General features: G+C 69.6%; 14 protein-coding genes. 10 read left to right on the forward strand and 4 right to left on the reverse strand.

Going from position 1 to position 17888, the window contains the following annotated elements; translation table 11 throughout:
• The first annotated feature begins 44 nt into the window (after positions 1–44).
• The 4 genes from G4Z16_RS15230 to G4Z16_RS15245 all read left to right on the forward strand — a co-directional run bounded on the left by G4Z16_RS15230 (position 45) and on the right by G4Z16_RS15245 (position 4857).
• A complete protein-coding gene (locus tag G4Z16_RS15230) occupies positions 45–755 on the forward strand; it encodes a TetR/AcrR family transcriptional regulator (protein WP_197351319.1) in 711 nt (236 codons plus the stop codon).
• Entirely contained in the window at positions 688–2478 is a 1791-nt protein-coding gene (locus G4Z16_RS15235; RefSeq protein ID WP_197351320.1) for an AMP-binding protein, read from the forward strand. Before G4Z16_RS15230 ends, G4Z16_RS15235 begins: the two co-directional genes overlap by 68 nt.
• A gap of 236 nt (positions 2479–2714) precedes the next feature.
• The gene (locus G4Z16_RS15240) at positions 2715–3341 is read left to right on the forward strand and encodes a DUF4142 domain-containing protein (protein ID WP_246530870.1); all 627 of its coding nucleotides are present in this window, start codon (positions 2715–2717) and stop codon (positions 3339–3341) included.
• Between the two features lie 379 nt (positions 3342–3720).
• Complete coding sequence (locus G4Z16_RS15245; protein WP_197351322.1) at positions 3721–4857, forward strand: YihY/virulence factor BrkB family protein; 1137 nt, start codon at positions 3721–3723, stop codon at positions 4855–4857.
• A gap of 337 nt (positions 4858–5194) precedes the next feature.
• Here the strand turns inward: G4Z16_RS15245 and G4Z16_RS33075 are convergent, their stop codons facing one another.
• A complete protein-coding gene (locus tag G4Z16_RS33075) occupies positions 5195–5617 on the reverse strand; it encodes an ANTAR domain-containing protein (RefSeq protein ID WP_197351323.1) in 423 nt (140 codons plus the stop codon).
• Between the two features lie 128 nt (positions 5618–5745).
• Between G4Z16_RS33075 and G4Z16_RS15255 the strand changes: the two genes are divergently transcribed.
• The 3 genes from G4Z16_RS15255 to G4Z16_RS15265 all read left to right on the forward strand — a co-directional run bounded on the left by G4Z16_RS15255 (position 5746) and on the right by G4Z16_RS15265 (position 7592).
• Positions 5746–6072, forward strand: a complete 327-nt coding sequence (locus G4Z16_RS15255) for a MarR family transcriptional regulator (protein ID WP_197351324.1) — start codon at positions 5746–5748, stop codon at positions 6070–6072.
• Positions 6073–6397: 325 nt separating this feature from the next.
• Positions 6398–7210 carry a hypothetical protein gene (locus G4Z16_RS15260; protein ID WP_197351325.1) on the forward strand — a complete coding sequence of 271 codons (813 nt, stop codon included), beginning with the start codon at positions 6398–6400 and terminating at the stop codon, positions 7208–7210.
• Between the two features lie 4 nt (positions 7211–7214).
• On the forward strand, positions 7215–7592 hold the full coding sequence (locus G4Z16_RS15265; RefSeq protein WP_197351326.1) for a GntR family transcriptional regulator: 378 nt from the start codon (positions 7215–7217) through the stop codon (positions 7590–7592).
• Between the two features lie 213 nt (positions 7593–7805).
• Here G4Z16_RS15265 and G4Z16_RS33080 read toward each other — a convergent pair whose 3' ends face one another.
• Complete coding sequence (locus G4Z16_RS33080; protein WP_197351327.1) at positions 7806–9659, reverse strand: ABC transporter permease; 1854 nt, start codon at positions 9657–9659, stop codon at positions 7806–7808.
• Between the two features lie 203 nt (positions 9660–9862).
• Positions 9863–10084, reverse strand: a complete 222-nt coding sequence (locus tag G4Z16_RS15275) for a hypothetical protein (protein WP_197351328.1) — start codon at positions 10082–10084, stop codon at positions 9863–9865.
• 142 nt (positions 10085–10226) lie between these two features.
• Here G4Z16_RS15275 and G4Z16_RS15280 point away from each other — a divergent pair, with 142 nt between their 5' ends.
• On the forward strand, positions 10227–11555 hold the full coding sequence (locus G4Z16_RS15280; protein WP_197351329.1) for a flavin monoamine oxidase family protein: 1329 nt from the start codon (positions 10227–10229) through the stop codon (positions 11553–11555).
• Positions 11556–11837: 282 nt separating this feature from the next.
• On the opposite strand, the gene dapA is transcribed toward G4Z16_RS15280, so the two are convergent.
• Positions 11838–12719, reverse strand: coding sequence for a 4-hydroxy-tetrahydrodipicolinate synthase (gene dapA, locus G4Z16_RS15285; protein ID WP_197351330.1), 882 nt, complete (start codon positions 12717–12719; stop codon positions 11838–11840).
• Between the two features lie 571 nt (positions 12720–13290).
• On the opposite strand from dapA, the gene G4Z16_RS32945 reads away from it, so the two are divergent.
• Entirely contained in the window at positions 13291–14460 is a 1170-nt protein-coding gene (locus tag G4Z16_RS32945; protein WP_197351331.1) for a hypothetical protein, read from the forward strand.
• A 1732-nt stretch (positions 14461–16192) separates the two neighbouring features.
• Positions 16193–17428, forward strand: coding sequence for a PP2C family protein-serine/threonine phosphatase (locus G4Z16_RS15295; protein WP_246530871.1), 1236 nt, complete (start codon positions 16193–16195; stop codon positions 17426–17428).
• Positions 17429–17888 lie beyond the last annotated feature (460 nt).

Genomic DNA, 17888 nt, shown 5'->3' on the forward strand with positions numbered 1-17888 from the left:
TCATGCTCATTGACACTGGTGTCAACGTCAATATGCTGCCCGTCGTGACACCACGGCAGCAGCAGGCTTGGGCAGCACGCACGGAACACGACAGACGGGACGCCCGCACCCGTGCGCTGCTCCTCGCGGCGGCCGGGCGCGTCTTCGCGCGCCATGGATACGGGCCCGCGACGATCGCCGGCATCACCACCGAGGCGGGCCTCTCGCGTGCCGCCTTCTACGTCTACTTCGCCTCGAAGGCAGAGGTGTTCAGGGTGCTGGCGGTACAGGTGCGCGACGCCTTCCTGGCCGCGCAGGAGGTTCCCGGGACGGACCCCGACGACCCGTACGCGGTGGCGCGGGCCTCCACCGGAGCGTTCATCGCCGCGTACGCCGAACATCTGCCGCTGCTGGCCCTCTTCGAGCAGCAGGCGCTCTGCGACCACGAAGTCCGCGAGCTGTGGACCGAGATCGAGAGCCGCCCGCTGCGCCGGCACGCCAGATACGTACGCAGGCTGGTGAAGGACGGCCGCGCCGACCCGGTCGTCGAACCGCTCGCGCTGGCGCGCGCCGTGGGTGCGATGTCCACGACCTGGGCGCGTCTGGTGGCCGCCGACCCGGATGTGTACGAGGACGCCGTGCGCGACGTCACCACCATGCATCTCCACCTGCTACGCGTCACTCCGCGAGACGGGAGCGAGCCGCCCGATGGATCCGAAGCGCCCCCAGCACCACGCGCCCCGAGGCCCGACGCACCACGATCCCGGCCCGGTTGAGACCTACCTGACGGACGTGCGCCGACGCCAGGACCGCATACGCCCCGCGCAGCTCCCTGCGCGGCCGCGCTATCCGCTCGGCGAGATCACCCTTCCCGCCCACGTGCGGCACTGGGCCCGCCACCACCCTCGGCGTCCGGCGGTCGTCTTCTACGGTGCCGAGACCAGCTATGCCGAACTGGACGACGCCTCCGACCGGTTGGCCGGATGGCTCGTGGACGCCGGGGTACGGCCCGGGGACCGCGTCGGAGTCCATCTCCCCAACTGCCCCCAGTTCCTTGTTGCCTTCCTCGCGGTTCTGCGGGCCGGAGCCGTGCACGTGCCGGTCAACCCGCTCTTCCGCGCCGCCGAACTGCGCCACGAACTCCAGGACGCCGCCCCGGAGTTGGTGATCACACTGGACACACTGGCGCCGCTGGTGGAAGAGGTGCGGCCCGAGACGTCCGTGCGGAAGGTCCTGGTCACGTCGTTCGCCGACGTACTGCCCGAGCAGCCCCTGCTTCCGCTGCCGCGTTCCATGACGGACGGGACCGGCGACGCGGACGGGGCCGGGCGGCCCGGCGTGCCTCCCTCCGGGTGGGCCGATGCCCTGGCCCATGCCCCGCTGGGGCAGGCGGCCGACGATCTGGATGCCCTGGCCGCGCTCAACTACACCGGCGGAACGACGGGCCTGCCCAAGGGATGCGAGCACACCCAGCGCCACATGGTCTACACGGCGGCAGCCGTCCGCGCCGGGTCCTCACTCGCCGAGGGCGAGGGCATGACGGTGCTGTGCCACCTGCCCGTCTTCTGGATCGCCGGCGAGAATCTGGGGATCCTCGCGCCGCTGGTCAGCGGCGGCACGAGCGTGCTCCTCACCCGCTGGGATCCGTCCGCCGCGCTGCGGGCAATCGAGCGCTACGGGGTCGACGTACTGACCGGGACGGTGGAGAACTACCAAGAGCTCCTGGAACACCCCGAGTTCGGCGACCACGACCTGAGCAGCCTGACGAACCCCACCGTGATCTCCTTCATCCGCAAGCTCTCCCCCGAGCTGCGAGGACGCTGGCGCGAAGCGGTCGGCGGACACAGCGTGCTGCGCGAGGCCTCGTACGGGATGACGGAGACGCACACCAGCGACACCTTCACGCTGGGCTTCCAGGACGAGGACCGGGATCTGCTCACCGACCCGGTCTTCTGCGGGCTGCCGGTCCCCGGGACCGACGTCATGGTCACCGACTTCAGCACCGGCGAGCCGCTGCCGCTGGGGGAGCACGGAGAGATCGTGCTGCGCGGTCCGTCCCTCCTGCGCGGGTACTGGCGCAAACCCGAGGCCACGGCCGAGGCGCTGCGCGACGGATGGTTGCGCACCGGCGACATCGGGATGCTCGACGAGGACGGCTGCCTGCACTACCTCGGCCGGGACAAGGACATGATCAAGGTCAACGGCATGAGCGTCTTCCCCGCCGAGGTGGAAGCCCTGCTGGACAGGCACCCGGACGTCGTCTCCGCGGCCGTGGTCGCGGTGCCGGACTCCCGGAGCGGGCAACTGCCCTACGCGTTCGTGCGTACGCGCCCCGGGGCCTTCCTCACCAGCGGTCACCTGCGGGAATGGGCCCGGGCGAACATGGCTGTGTACAAGGTGCCGGTGGTCGAGCTGGTCGAGGAGTTCCCCCTCACCGCCACGGGCAAGATCCGCAAGGTGGAACTCGCCGAGCGGGCCGCGCACGCCTGCGGCGCCTGAGCCGGTTCCGCTCCCCTCCATCCTCGTCCCCGTCCCCGTTCCGGATCGTGCCGTAGGTCTGCCGGTGGGGCCATTGTCCGGATCGCGGCCGGAGTCCCGCTCCACATAGCAGGCTTGGGCGCTACGGAAACGGTTCTTGTCCTGTCGGGACGAGGGCCGCGCGCAACGGCGCACACCTCGCTAACCTCCTTGCACTGGAACGCGTGTGTCGAGAGGTGGGACGGATGGGGTCCGGCATGTTCACTGGACGGGCGATCGGCACGGTGCTGGTGGTGATCGCGCTCGCGGGCACGCTCGCAGCATTGATCATGCCCTCCGACATGTTCGAGGGAAACAGGGCCAGCGCGTTGGCCAGGGCCGGATGGCAGGACGACGGCAGGGGAACCTGGAACACGAAGTACGGGCCGCTCACGCCGATGGACCGTGACTTCATACGCAAGGTGCGCGCCGCCGGACTGTGGGAAGGCCCTGCCGGCCGCTCGGCACAGGAACGGGGCACGACCAAGTCGGTGCGGATCGTGGGCAACCATCTCGTCGACGGCCACGAGGAGTTGGACAGGCGCGCCATCTCCGCCAGCCGCGCGTTGGACGTCTCGCTGCCGAACCAGCCGACCGGCTCCCAGCAGAAGTACCTGAACGACATGGACAGCGCCACGGGCAAGGAGTTCGACAAGATCCTCGTCGCCCACCTGCGCAAGCAGCACGGCGTGGTCTTCGGCCTGGTGGGCCTCGTGCGCGACCAGACCCGCAACTCGATGGTGCGGTCGCTGGCAACCCGCGCCAACGCCATCGTTCTCGACCACATCACGGTCCTGGAGGACACCGGACTTGTGAAGTTCGAGGAACTCAACGACGTGAAGTGACCGGCGCCGCCCGGGCGCGGGTGCTCGCCGCCGGCGGGCCACCGGCCCGGGAGGTCTTCATGGACGAGCTCCGGCGGACCCGCCTCGGACCACGGGCGCGGCGGGAGCCCGCACCGGCCCGCCCCACCGTCGCGGAACAGCTCCGGGCCGCCCACACCTCCGCGCCCCGGCGTTGAACGGCTCGAGTCATCGCGAACTCGCCTGTCCCGCCCCGGCGTTCGCGACTCCGGCAGGCCCCGTCGGAGGCCATGCGGACTCTCGCTGGACGCGGCATGACCTCGCTCCGAGTGCAGCACGGGAATCCCCGCCCTAGCCTGGACGCGATGGTGCTCAGAAGTGGCACCTGTGACTGCCCCCGACCTCCGGTGAAGGAGGTTCGATGTCCGGCACGGATCCCACATCACCTGACGGGCCCGAGGAACGCTCTCACGGGCCGGGACAGCGCGAAGGCCCGGCTTCCGGGCCGACGCCTGAGCCCGCCTCCGGCAAGCACACCGGCCGGGAGGCCCCGGGCTCCGAGTCCCGGTCCGCCTCCGTGAGCCACCTGGACGAGAAGCGCTCCGGCCGCCGGCCCGAGGGCCCTCCGCACCCGAGGAAGGGCGGCCTGGGGCAGACCCTCAAGCGCACGGTCAGCGAGTTCAAGGAAGACAATCTCTCCGACTCGGCAGCGGCCCTGACCTACTTCGCGGTCCTGTCGATCTTCCCGGCGCTCATCGCGCTGTTCTCGCTCGTCAGCCTGGTCATGAGCCCGAAGAAGATCATCAGCGCGGGCACGGACCTGGTCAGTTCGATCGGACCCGCGTCGGCGGTGAACACCCTCAAGGGCCCGATCAACGACCTGGCGGCGAGCACGGAAGCGGCAGGGGTCCTGCTCGTCGTCGGTGTCGCCGCGGCCCTGTGGAGCGCGTCGGCCTACGTCGGCGCCTTCATGCGCGCTTCGAATGTGATCTACGAGGTCGAGGAAGGGCGGCCCTTCATCAAGCTCCGCCCCCTGCAGATGCTCGTCACGCTCGTTCTCGTCCTGCTGCAGGCCGTCGTCCTGATCGCACTGGTGGTCAGCGGGCCGCTGGCCACGAAGGCCGGTTCGGTCATCGGCGCCGGCGACTCCGCGGTGACGGCCTGGAACTACGCGAAGTGGCCCGTTCTGCTGCTGGTCGTCGTTCTCATGTTCTGCGTGCTGTACTACGCGTCCCCCAACGCCCGGCTGTCGGGCCTGAAGTCGGTCATCCCGGGCGCCGTGCTGGCACTGGCCATCTGGCTCGTCGCATCGGTCGGCTTCGCCGCCTACGTAGTCAACTTCGGCTCGTACAACAAGACTTACGGGGCGCTCGCCGGAGTGATCGTCTTCCTGGTGTGGCTGTGGATCACGAATCTCGCGATCCTGCTGGGGGCCGAGTTCAACGCGGAGCGGGAACGCAGCCGCGAGATCGCGGCCGGGACCCGCGGCGCGGAGCGGGAGTTGCAACTCGACGAACGTTCCAGGCCCAAGCGGAAGAAGCGGTCACGCACGGCCTGAGCCGCCTGCCGCGAGAGCCGATCGCCGGCATCCACCGTGGAGATCGAGCGGTGCGCCCCGTCACCTGAAAAGCAATGATCCGGGGGGGGCGGGCGATGGCAGGCCCCCCACGGGGCGGGGAACGGCCGGCCGGCATGCGCTGTTTCGTAAGGGGTAATTGTGCCGTCAGGTTGTTTGCATGACCGGTAATGCACACTTCCTAGGCGTTCACTGGTTGGACAGACAGCCGTGTAAGCCGCGACGTGAGTGCTCTGTCCCGCCCAGGCGGGGCAGAGCACTCCGTTGTCCTCCGATGACAACCCGTGGCGACGGTTGCCGTGCGGCGGAGCGGATCGGCCTACTGCTTCCCCAGCTCCCTCAGCGCAGCCTGGATCGCGCCCCGCAGGCATGCGTCCACGACGCCTTCCTGAGTGCTCGCCGTGATCCCCTCCGCCACCACGTGCAACTTGGTGTTCGTGTGCTGGGAGACGGTCACCAAGACCTCCCAGGCCTCGTCCGGGGTGAGGCTGTACGCGGCCATGAGGACACCCTTGGCCTGATCGATGGCAGGCCGGGTCCGCATGGCTCGTCGCAGCTGCGACACTTCGAGGCGCAGATTCTGATCGGAGTCGTCGAGCGGGTCACCGGCAACGAGTCCGTCCACGTCGTCCGGGTCGGGACGCTTGTCCAAGCCCGGGCCAGGCACCGCCTGCGTGCTGCCACTGTTCGTCAGCGCTGCATCCTGCTCAGGTGTCTGCCCGGAGAACGCAGGCTCCGCCATGAGGTTCTCTCCCCTCCCTAGGCGGCCAACCTTGGCTTTCAGCCCACCCCCAGGCCGCACACGCACTAATATACATGAATTGCAGTACGTGTTATCTAGGACGCATGCCTGGTCGATAGAGTCGGAGGATGGACGGAGTGCCCGAGCCCCATACCGGATGGACGTTTCTGACCAACCACGCGCGAGTGCTGGCCACGATCGCCGACGATCACAACGCCCGCATTCGCGATATCGCCGCGCACTGCCGTCTCACCGAGCGGGCCGTCCAGAAGATCATTTACGACCTCGAGGAAGAGGGCTACCTCTCCCACACCCGCGTCGGCCGTGCCAACACGTACGAGATCGAGCCCCGCAAAGTCCTGCGCCACCCGGCCGAGGCCGGCCTGACCGTCGCCTCGCTGCTGTCCTGGCTCGTCAAGGACGAGGCCGACCGCAAGTCGTCCCAGCCGGGCTGACAACGCGCCACCCCCGAGGGGTACTTGAGCGCCCGGCATCGACCGGATCCGACCCGTGGCCACGCTGACGAAGGCGGGACCCGGCCGCCGCCGTGCGTGAAGAGGACCGGCACATGCGGTGCCGGCGACGGCGCCGTGCTCTTCGGCACCAGGACCCGGAAGTGCCGCATCGCTGATCGCGCCGCCGGGGCTCCGGCGTGCGACCTGATCTCCGCCTCAACCCGTCGCCGTCCTTCCTCCGTTGACTTGTCGCAAGCCTTGACGCACCATGTTGCGACAAGACTTGAGACATAGGCGCGTCGCGCGCTGAAAGGAAGGTGGCCCGATGACTGACAAGTCGGTGCCTCCGGCGGATGCCGAGCGGGCCGCTGCGTGGCTGGCCCAGCACGGCCTGGCCGACGTCCGGCCGACACCGTTGCTGGCCACGCGTCTGGCGGCCCGGCGACGCACACGTCTCGCCGCCGATGTCCTGCTGGCCGCATTCATCATCGCGGTCGCCCTCATCTACACCGTCGACAAGTTCATCGGCGCCGCGGTCGACGGGTCCGGGCCCTATTGGCACTGGTCGCTGCTCGTCCTGACGGCGGTGGTCGTGGCGTTGGTCCTGGCCCAGTCGCTGCTGGACCGGCGGGTGCGGCGGGCCGACCGGCAGGCCGCCGCTGCGTTGCCGCGACGGGCGGCCCACCCGGTCCCGCTCGGCTGGCGCACCGTGCTCGGCGTGCCGCGCGCCCTGTTCGCGGTCGCCACGTTCGCCGCCGCGACGGTGCTGGGTGTGAGTGCCCTGACCACGCAGGGCTCCACCGCGCGGTACGGGGCTTTCGTCCTGCTCATCGGGTTGTGCGGGGTCGCGGTCGGCACGGTCGTGCAGCTGCGCCATGTTCTGACGCACCCGGTCGTGGCCGACGACGAGGTCTCGCTGACCGCCGACGTCATCATGCGCGTCGAGGACGCCCGCAACGTCGCCACGCCGACCGTGGTGTGGTCACTGCCGGTCGTGTCGGTGTTCGAGACCGCGCTGGGCTGGTGGATCGCGGCCTGGCTCGCCTTCATCGCCCTGAGCGCCATCACGCTGGCCCTGATCACGACGCGGACCGCGCAGAGCGGCACGGTGGCACGGCACGCCATGAGCGCCGGGTGAACCGATGATCGTCATCGACTCCGCCTCGCCCGTCCCGCCGTTCGAGCAGCTCCGCGCCCAGCTCGCCCGGCAGATCCAGGACCGCACGCTCGCAGTGGGCACCCGGCTCCCGACCATCCGCCGCCTGGCCGCGGACCTCGGCCTGGCCGTCAACACCGTCGGCCGGACCTACCGGGAGCTTGAGGAAGCGGGACTGATCGAGACCCGCGGGCCGGCCGGCTCGTTCGTCTCCGCGGACGGGAAGCAGGGACGCGAACGGGCCCGCCGCGCCGCCGAGGAGTACGCGGGCGTCATCGCCAGTGTCGGCATCGACACCGACGAGGCCATCCGCATCGTCCGAGCGGCGCTGACCAACGGCTCGGCGGATTCGCCCTCGCCGTGACGTGATCCGGCGGACGTCCGCTGGTTTCGCGACACGGCACCCCTTCTCATGAGGCGTCGCCGGGCCTTGCCCCCGGAGCCGGTCGGCGAATGTCCGGGTGCCGCGGGGCCGTTGGCGACCGGCGGCAGGCCACCGGTTCTCATCGCGCCTCACTGCCTCGGCGACGGTCAGCGCCGCGTCCGGTCCCGACCTGCTCACCGGCGCCCGCAGAAGTCAGGTCATGCGCCGGTAGCGCCACACGGAGAGCGGGACGAACAGAGCGAGGATGGCCGCGACCCATGCGATGGCGCCACCGAGCGTCGAGGGGACGCCAGGGGTGAGCGCCAGCGAACGCGCCGCGTCCGCGGTCAGGGTCACCGGGCTCACGTTCGCGAACGCCTCCAGCCAGCTCGGCATGCTCGAGACCGGCACGAACACCGAGCTCGCGAACACGAGCGGAAACAGGACCACGAAGCCGGCCGATTGAGCCGCCTCGGCGCTCCGCACCATCAGCGCCACGAAGGCGAAGATCCAGCTCAGGGCGAGACCGAACGCGCTGACGAGAAGGATGGAGCCGAGGGCCTGCAGAACACCCGCCTGGAAGCGGAAGCCGATGATGTAGCCGATGAGGATCATCAACCCGATGATCAGGACGTTGCGGACCAGGTCCGCGGCCGTACGACCGACCAGCACCGCGGACCGGGCCATCGGCATGGTCCGGAACCGGTCGATCACGCCGAGCTTCAGGTCGTCGGACAGGCCCAGTGCCGTCATGCTCGCCCGGAACGTCACCGACTGGACGAGGATGCCGGGCAGCAGGTAGTTGATGTACGTGACGCCGTGGGGCAGCGACGGGCTGATCGCGCCGCCGAACACGTACGAGAACAGCAGCACGAAGGTGATCGGCTGGATCGTCGAGAAGACCAGCAGATCCGGTTGGCGGATGAAGTGGCGCAGGTTCCGCGTACTGACGACTCGTGCGTCTGCCACGGCGGCACGGAGCTTGCCCGGCGAGAGTCGCCTCCACCACGGTGGCCGCGTCGTGGCCGGGGGGCGGGCCTCCCGGGTGTCGGCGGCAGGGACGTCCAGGCTCGGCCTCTCGTCCATGGGTGCTTCGGGGGCCGCTTCGTCCCCTTCGTCCTCGCTCGGCGGCGCGCCCGTCAGCTGCAGGAACACATCCTCGAGCGTCGGGCGCCGGAGCCTGAGATCGCGCACCGCGACATCCGCACCGCGGAGTGCCGAAGCCGCGTTCTCAATCATCTCGAGGCCGTCATGGGGCGCGGGAAGGGTCAGCTGCGCGAGCAGGTCCCCGGGTTCGGGCTCGCCGCAGCCGATGCCGACCAGCGCGGACCGTGCTCTGTCGCGTTCCGCCGCGGTGGCGAGCTCGACCTCCAGGAGCTTGCCGCCGATCCGGTCCTTGAGCTCGTCCCCCGTACCCTGCGCGATCACGCGACCGTGGTCGATCACCGCGATCTGGTCGGCGAGCTGATCCGCCTCCTCGAGGTACTGGGTGGTGAGCAGGAGCGTCGTCCCCTCGGCGACGAGTTCACGCACGACCGACCAGATCTCATTGCGGCTTCGCGGGTCGAGGCCGGTCGTCGGCTCGTCCAGGAACAGCACGCGCGGGCGGGTCAGCAGGCTCGACGCGAGGTCGAGACGTCGCCGCATACCACCTGAGTACGTGCCGGCCCGGCGATCACCGGCGTCGGTCAGATCGAAGCGCTCGAGCAGCTCATCCGCCCGGCGGCGGGCAGCCGTCGCCGGGAGATCGAACAGGCGGCCGAACATCTGAAGGTTCTCCCGACCGGTCAGCATCTCGTCGACCGCCGCGAACTGGCCGGTCAGCCCCAGCAGTTCCCGTACACCAGCGGGATCGTCGACGACGTCGACGCCGAAGACCGTGACCCTTCCGGCGTCCGGGGCGAGCAGGGTGGCAAGGACCCGCACCAGGGTCGTCTTCCCCGCGCCGTTCGGTCCGAGCAGCGCGAAGACGCTGGCCTCCTCGACGCTCAGATCGATGCCGGCGAGCGCCGTGGTCGTTCGGAAGCGCTTGACGAGACTCTGGACGTGGATGGCGGAACCGGGCATCGCTCACTCTCCGAAAGGCGCCCCCCTATGAGCCTGATTGTGCCGTTCCTACGCGCTCGAGTACTCCATTGAGAGCCCTCCGGGCCAGGTGGCGAAGCCGGCCGAACGCCCGCCCGCGGCCGTGCGCCCGAGGAGGCTGCGACAAAGGCCCCCGGCCACCTTGCTCGGTGGCCGGGGGCCGAGTTGCCTTGTCCGTCTCGAAGTCAGAGCTTCTCCATCCCGGTGTACGGGCTGACGATTCGAGCCTTTTCGGAGCCGAAGTCGACGAGCATCGCGATCCCGTCCTCGACACCGACGATTCTGCCGAGGCCGTACTGGTCGTGTGAGACCCGGTCTCCTAGCGCGAAGTGCTTGACCAGCGGGTCGGCCGCGGCCTTGAAGGGGCTTGTGGGCAGGTGGCGCCGGGGCGCGAAGGGTTTCGTCATCGTGTTGTCAGTATGCGGGCAATCGGGCCTCAGCGGTCAGGCGGAAGGGATGCCGGATCTGAAGCGGCAGGCCGGGAGGCCGCACCGCCCAATACGCTGACCGGGTGCGCCGCGCGAAGCGCGCCGAGAAGGGGTGGGTGCGATGGATCGAGTCGACACGATCGTCGTGGGTGCGGGTATCGCGGGATTGACCGCGGCACGACTGCTTTCCCGTAGCGGCCAGCGGGTCGTCCTGCTCGAAGCTCGCGATCGCATCGGCGGACGTGTGTGGAGCGACCGGGAGGGCGGGGTCGTCACCGATCTCGGCGCGAGCTGGATCCATGGGGTCACCGACAGCCCCGTCGCCGCGGCGGCAGCCGCATTCGGACTCCGGACCGCGGAGTTCACGGTCGGCGGATACCAGCCGTACAGCCGGCCCATCGCGTACTACGGCCCCTCCGGCGTTCGTCTCACCGACGACGAAGTGGAGCGCTTCGTGGCCGACATCGACGCGGTGGATGCCGAGCTCGTCCGCCTCGTGGCCGACATGGCGCCCGGGCACTCGTACGCCGAGGCGGTCGAATCAGCCCTGGGCTCCCAGGGCTGGGAGGCGGAACGCGCCGAGCGCGTCCGGGAGTATCTGCGCCATCGAACCGAGGAGCAGTACGGCGTCTGGATCGACGAGCTCGACGCGCACGGGCTCGACGACGATTCGATCGACGGCGACGAGGTCGTCTTCCCCGACGGCTACGACGCCCTCGCGACGCACCTCGCGACGGGACTCGACGTCCGTCTCGAGCACGTCGTCACCTCGGTGCACTGGTCAGCCGACGGAGCCGAGGTCATCACGGATCAGGGCGTGTTCACGGCGAGCCGTGCCGTGGTCACCGTCCCGGTCGGGGTGCTGAAGTCCGCGGAGTTCGTCATCGAACCCCCGCTGCCCGAACCCGTTGCCGGTGCGCTGGCACGCCTCGACATGAACGCCTTCGAGAAGGTCTTCCTCCGCTTCCCCTCGAAGTTCTGGGACGAGGACGTGTACGGCATCCGTCAGCAAGGGCCGGGCGGGGTCTGGTGGCACTCCTGGTACGACCTCACCGCCGTACACGGCGTACCGACGCTCCTCACGTTCGCCGCGGGTCCGGCCGCGCAGGAGACACGAGGATGGAAGAGGGAGAAGATCGTCGAGTCGGTCCTCGGGGAACTGCGCCGGCTCTACGGTGACCGCTTCGAGAACCCCGTCGGTGCGCACGTGACCTCGTGGCAGGACGACCCCTACTCGCGAGGTTCATACGCGTACATGACCGTGGGATCGGCGCCCGAGGACCATGACCTGCTCGCCACCCCCGTGGGCGGCGTGCTCCATCTCGCGGGCGAGGCGACGTGGACGGACGATCCGGCGACGGTCACCGCGGCGCTCCACTCCGGCCACCGCGCCGCGTGCGACGTCCTCGGTCGTCCCATCCCGATCGCGGACGCGTGGGCGGCGGACTGAGGGTCGTTGTCCGTCGCCCTCCCGGGGCCCCATCCAGCGGTAGGCCAGGGGCCCTGTCGGCGCCTGCCACGCTCCCGCGTGGGGCGGCGCAGCCGTCGCCGGTGCGTTCCACGTCTCCATGAGCCGGAACCCTATGGACGCCCTACGCCTGGTTCTTCGTGCTCTTGGCAGCCCGCGCGGCAGCAACTCGGCGGGGCTTCCCACCAGTTCGGAGAAGCGCAGGAAGATCCCCCGCCGTGCTACGTCCGGCCAGGCAACCAACCGACTCGACCGCTCGGCAGCTCAGTCGAGCAGGCCGCATGCGACAAGTGCCGTGCGGACGACTTCCGTTTCTTCATCGTCCGCTTCGACCAGCGGCAGACGCAGGCCGCCCACACGGTGGCCCAGCAGGTTGAGGGCGGCCTTGACCGGAATCGGATTGGTCGTCACGCCGAGCGCCCGGTAGAGCGGCTGCAACACGGCGTCGATCTCCGCACGCCGCTCGGGTTCGTCGACCATGCGCCGCATCAGGTTCCCGGCGACATGGCTGGCGACGAGGATTCCCCCGCAGCCGTTCAGGTCGAGGGTGCGGGCGAAGACGTCGTCGTTGCCCGCATACAGGCCGAGCCCGTCCACTGGGGCGAGATTGGCGTTGTTGGCCTGCTTGACGTAGTCGATGTGCTCGATCTGGGCCAACTCGGCGAGCAGATCGTTCGGCATGTCGATACCGGCGCGTGCGGGGATGTTGTACAGCACGACGGGTTTCCCGGCGGCCTTGGCGATCTCCGTGTAGTGCCGCACCAGGCCACGGCGGTTCGGCCGGTTGTAATACGGCGCCACCGACAGCACCGCGTCAGCGCCCAGCTCAATGGCCCGTTCGGTCATTGCGCAAGCCTGCGCCGTGTCGTTCGAACCGGTGGAGGCGATCACGCTCGTACCGGCCGGCCGCTCGGAACAGGCGAGTTCGATCAGCCGGAGATGTTCGGTGTTGGTGAGAGTGGAGGGCTCTCCCGTTGTGGCGGCCACCACGACACCGTCGGACCCGTTCGCGGACACATGACGCAGCAGCGACACGAAGGCCTGCTCGTCCACCTCAAGATCGCTGTCGAAGGGGGTGACGATCGCCGTCAGCACAGACCCCAGCGGCGCACGACTCATTTCAGTCACATTGACCACCCCTCGCATGCTTCATTGTTCGGACAGCCTCTCCCCCGGCACGAAGGGGGCAACCAACTTGACGGTCCATCCGAACGAGCCGGCCGGAAGGACCCTCCCCATCATCGCGCAGCCCTGGCGAATGTCCCCGCGAGGACCGGCAGCCGGCACGTACGGATCTCGTTCTCTCCGTCGGAAGAACCTCGCTCGTACCGGTCTCGCGCCGGTCTCGTGCCGGTCTCGTGCCGGTCTCGTGCCGGATCGAGAAGGGAACCAGGGTCACCACCGGGCGGCCACGCACGACAGCGGCCCCCGACCAACTTCCCTGGTCGGGGGCCGAGTTGCCTGCCAACTTCCCTGGTCGGGGGCCGAGTTGCCTGCTATCGGCGCGGAAGCGATGGGGCCGAACCCACGGAGGCATCGCTGCCTCGACGGTCTCGAGACCATGCGGGTCCAACGAGTTCCCAGGGCCGTTCCAGCGCCTGCTCGTCCGCGCCTGTCCGTGGCCAGGCAGGGACTCGAACTCAACGGCGCGCTCAGGTCACTTCGCGCCGCACCGTGATCTCCTGAAGCCGAGGCGACTTTCGCACAGGCCCTAGGGGTGGCCTCCGCCACCGCCACCCTGGGGGGCGCCACCGCCGCCTTGGTTGCCGCCACCGCCCTGCTGGCCGCCGCCACCCTGGGGGGCGCCGCCCTGCGGACCGCCGCCACCCTGGTTGCCGCCACCCTGGGGGGCGCCACCGCCGCCTTGGTTGCCGCCACCGCCCTGCGGACCGCCGCCACCCTGGTTGCCGCCACCCTGGTGACCACCGCCCTGGGGGCCGCCGCCACCCTGGGGGCCGCCGCCCTGCGGACCGCCACCACCCTGATGACCACCACCCTGCGGACCGCCACCACCCTGGGGGGCGCCACCGCCCTGGGGGCCACCGCCGTGGTTGCCGCCACCCTGGGGGCCGCCACCACCCTGGTGACCACCGCCCTGGGGGCCTCCACCGCCTTGGGGGCCGCCACCCTGCGGGCCGCCGCCCTGCGGACCGCCACCACCCTGATGACCACCACCCTGCGGGCCGCCACCACCCTGATGACCACCGCCCTGCGGGCCGCCGCCCTGCGGACCGCCACCGCCGTGGTTGCCACCACCCTGCGGGCCGCCACCGCCGTGGTTGCCACCACCCTGCGGGCCGCCACCGCCGTGGTTGCCACCACCCTGCGGGCCGCCACCGCCGTGGTTGCCACCACCCTGCGGGCCGCCACCGCCGTGGTTGCCACCACCCTGCGGGCCGCCACCGCCGTGGTTGCCGCCACCCTGCGGACCGCCACCACCCTGATGACCACCGCCGTGGTTGCCACCGCTCTGCGGACCGCCACCACCCTGGTGACCACCGCCGTGGTTGCCACCGCCATGGTCGAGCAGGCCACCGACTCTGCCCAGCAGCCTGTCCAATCCGTGGCCCCGGCTCGACGAGCCGCCTCCGCCATCGCCCGGCGGAACACCACCACCACCGTCGCCCGGCGGAACACCCCCGCCATCGCCCGGCGAGCCGCCTCCGCCGTCGCCCGGCGGAACACCTCCACCGTCGCCCGGCGAGCCGCCTCCGCCGTCGCCCGGCGGAACACCTCCACCGTCGCCCGGCGGGACACCCCCGCCACCGTCACCCGGCGGAACACCACCACCGTCACCCGGCGGAACACCCCCGCCATCGCCGGGCGGAACACCCCCCCCGTCACCCGGCGGAACACCCCCACCATCGCCCGAGGAGGGCGGAGGTGAGGGGTCATCGTGGTGCCGCTCGGGGGGAGGCATATTGGGGCGCAACCCGCCGTCATCGTCACCGACTTGGTCCGACCAGCCAGGCTGCGAGGGAGCACCGCCGTCCCCACCGGGCGGGCGTTCGCCATTCTCATCACCCGGGTCAGTGCCGCCCAGGCCGGGTGGAATCAAGAGGGACGGCATGCCGCCGCTCTCGTGATTCGTTTCACCGTCGTTGAACGATTGCACGCTGAACGCCACTGTCCCGAACGCTGCGGCCGCTGCGATGGCCATGAGAACGGTCTTGCCGCGTCGGGCCGGACGCGAGCCGCCTGTGCCGTCCGAGGCAGGGGCGGGCGGTGCGGTGGGCTTGGGCGGGACGGGACTCCACTTGTATCGGAACGTCTCAAAGGCCCGATCGACTTCTGCTGCGGCCATGAGCACGCACGGACAGGGCGATGTGCCGTCGATCTGGATAAGTGCCCCGCATGTTGAGCACGTTAGCGCTGCCACCCTCGGCCTCCTCAACGGATCCGTTGTGTCGCGTTCCACCGCGGCACTCTTCGCGCGCCGAGCACGGCGCACGGTCCGCAGGCTGGGTGAACGTTAAAGGGGATTGCAGTGGCATGACCGATAGTGCTCTGCTTATGAGCAGACTTGGCACGGATGAACCGTGCCCCACCCGACAACACGGCCAAAACCCCGAGGCAGCAGTGACCCTCGCCTCGCACGCGCAGGCACATGAATCGGCCCGGTCGATCATGGAGTTGGGTGCGTCGGCAGTGAACCGTTCCATGCGGAACGGATGTTGCGTCATTACGTCCACGACGAGCTGGCTGGCTTCCAACCAGCGCCTGCCGTCGAGGAGTTGACTGTCCGGTCGGGACTCGCTCCGGTTCGTCCGTTGCACGGAAGACGGTGCCCACGTCTCCGCTTGGAGTCTGCTCCCGGGTGGAGTTCCTGTCACGCTCGTGGCCCGCCGCGACATCGGCCAACAGTGCCGGGAGCACGGTGGAGGAGCACCGGTCCAGCGGTCCATGCGTGTTGGGGAAACTTTCTCTGCATGTACACAGAAGCGTGAGCGTGAGCCGCCAACCTAGTCTGGGCCGCACGTGCCGCTGAGCTGGGGGATCGCTCAGCGGCATTCAGGCAGAGCCGCACAGCCAGGGCCCAGAGGGCAACGTGTCGGTGTCGGCACCGTGTTGGCGGGGAAGCTCTTGCCCTTCGGGCATCCGGTCGCGTGGCAGATCAATCGGCTTCACAGCCGTCGCTACGGACACACCCCGGGGCCCGCCGTGCGAGCCACTCGGGGCTCGGGGCCGGGCGCCTGCCTTCGGCGCGCCGCCCCGGTCCCACGGCGGCAAGACAGCCGCGGGATTGTCCGTTTCCCGCTTTGATCCACCAAAGCCCGCGCCGGACTGACGAGAGCAGAAACACCCCGCCCCACGGGCAACGCACCACCCACACCCCGTGAGCAGCCCGCCGACAACCAGCCAGGATCGAAACACCACTGACGCACACCGAATCCCATCCCAGGCCCGGAGCAGCCACCCGCCGAACCCCAAGGCGCAGGAAGAAGAGGGCGGGAATATGAAAGAGGGGTGCGGGGTGGGGTCGGCCGGCTCCACCGACCTCGACTCACCCCGACAGACCGTCTCCGTTGGCGGCCGAGCCAAGATCGCCACATCCTTCCCAGGGCGGAGCTTTGCCATCTATGGGAAAGGCGCAGCGCGTGTCGTTGAGCATGGGTTGGGTGAGTGACCTGCTCGCTGCTGTGCAGGAGGCCCAACCGGTGAAGTCGGTCGCGGTGCTGGCGAGGGTGCTGCGGGAGCAGCTCTCTGCCGAAGAGGTCACCTTCCTCATCACGGACTTCGCGGGCGACGCCGTGGTCCGGTTGACGGGATCGACGGAGCAGGGCGGGAGTATCGCTCCCGAGCCGATTGCCCTGCCCGGCACGGTCTACGAACAGGTGATCCGATCCCAGCAGACGTGGGTAAGCACGGAGGGGCTCGGGGATGCCGAGGCCGGCCGCGGTGATACGAAGGTGGTCGCGCCGGTGACTGACCGTGGGGACGCGATCGGGCTCCTGGAGCTGACCCTTCCCACTCCGCCCGACCGGGACACGCTGGAACGGATCACTGAGGCGACGCGCGTGCTGGCGTATGCCGTGGTCGTCAACCGACGCTTCACCGACTTGTACGAGTGGGGCAGACGGACGACCCGGATGTCCCTGGCGGCGGAGATCCAGCACCGTCTGCTGCCCGAGTCCTACACCTGCGAGGCCGGGCCCTTCATCATCGCCGGGTCCTTGGAGCCTGCAGCCGATGTCGGCGGGGACACCTTCGACTACATCCTCAACGGCCACGGCCTCAACATGACCTTGACCGACGCCATGGGCCACAATGTCCGGGCCGCGCAGTTGGCCACCGTGGTCCTGGCTGCTGTGCGCAACGCCCGCCGCGCCGGTCTCCGTCTCGTCGCCCAGGCAGAAGCCGCCAACGCTGCCGTGTTCAATCACGCCGTGCACGAGCACCGCGCGGTTCTCGACCAGACGGCTCAGGTGACCACTGCGCTGGCCAAGCACGGTGCCCAGGCCATGGTCACCGGACAACTGCTGTGGGTCGAATTCGACACCGGGCGCGCCCTGTTCATCAATGCCGGCCACGTCTGGCCCCTGCTGCTGCGGAATGGCCACGTCGACGAAGTCATCCCGGTCGTCGACCTGCCATTCGGTGTCTCCGCCAACGCTGAGTACCACGCCCAGAGCCTCGACCTGCGCCCCGGGGATCGTCTCTTCCTGCTGACCGACGGCATGCTCGAACCGCACGGCCATGAGCAAGTGCTGCATCGCCTGATCAGAGAGACCGGCACGCTGCACCCGCGCGAAGCGGCGCGCGCCCTCACGCAATCCGTGATGCAGGCCAGCGACAGCAATCCCCGAGATGACGCCACAGTGCTCTGCCTGGACTGGCCCAGCCCCGAAAAGTGACCCCCCGTTCAATGACAGCGGCGTCTCTGGGCAGTGCGGGGGCGACCAACGGTGACAGCGCGAGCCCCAGGTGGGCTCCACCGTGCCATCCGCGTGCCGGAAGAGACGGGGAACTACGGGAAACCACGGCCACCACCGGGCAGCACCCACGACAACGGCCCCCGACCAACTTGCCTGGCCGGGGGCCGCTTTCACTGCTCAGCGCGCGGAGGCGGTGGGATTCGACCCCACGGTGAGGGATCACCTCACGACGGTTTTCAAGAGCGTCGGACTTCAAGGGCCGGAGTGTGGCCTCACCTGCGATGGAGTGCTCCCATAGACCCACAACGCATGGCCTTGGCCCACACATGGCCCACCGAGGTCGGCACAGCGTGGATTGACAAGCGCCTTTCGTCGACCCCGTGACTTGGCGCAGCAGGCCAAGGAGGCGGCGAGCTGCACCCTCTGGATTCATCACGGA

This window comes from Streptomyces bathyalis (assembly GCF_015910445.1).
Lineage (GTDB): Bacteria > Actinomycetota > Actinomycetes > Streptomycetales > Streptomycetaceae > Streptomyces > Streptomyces bathyalis.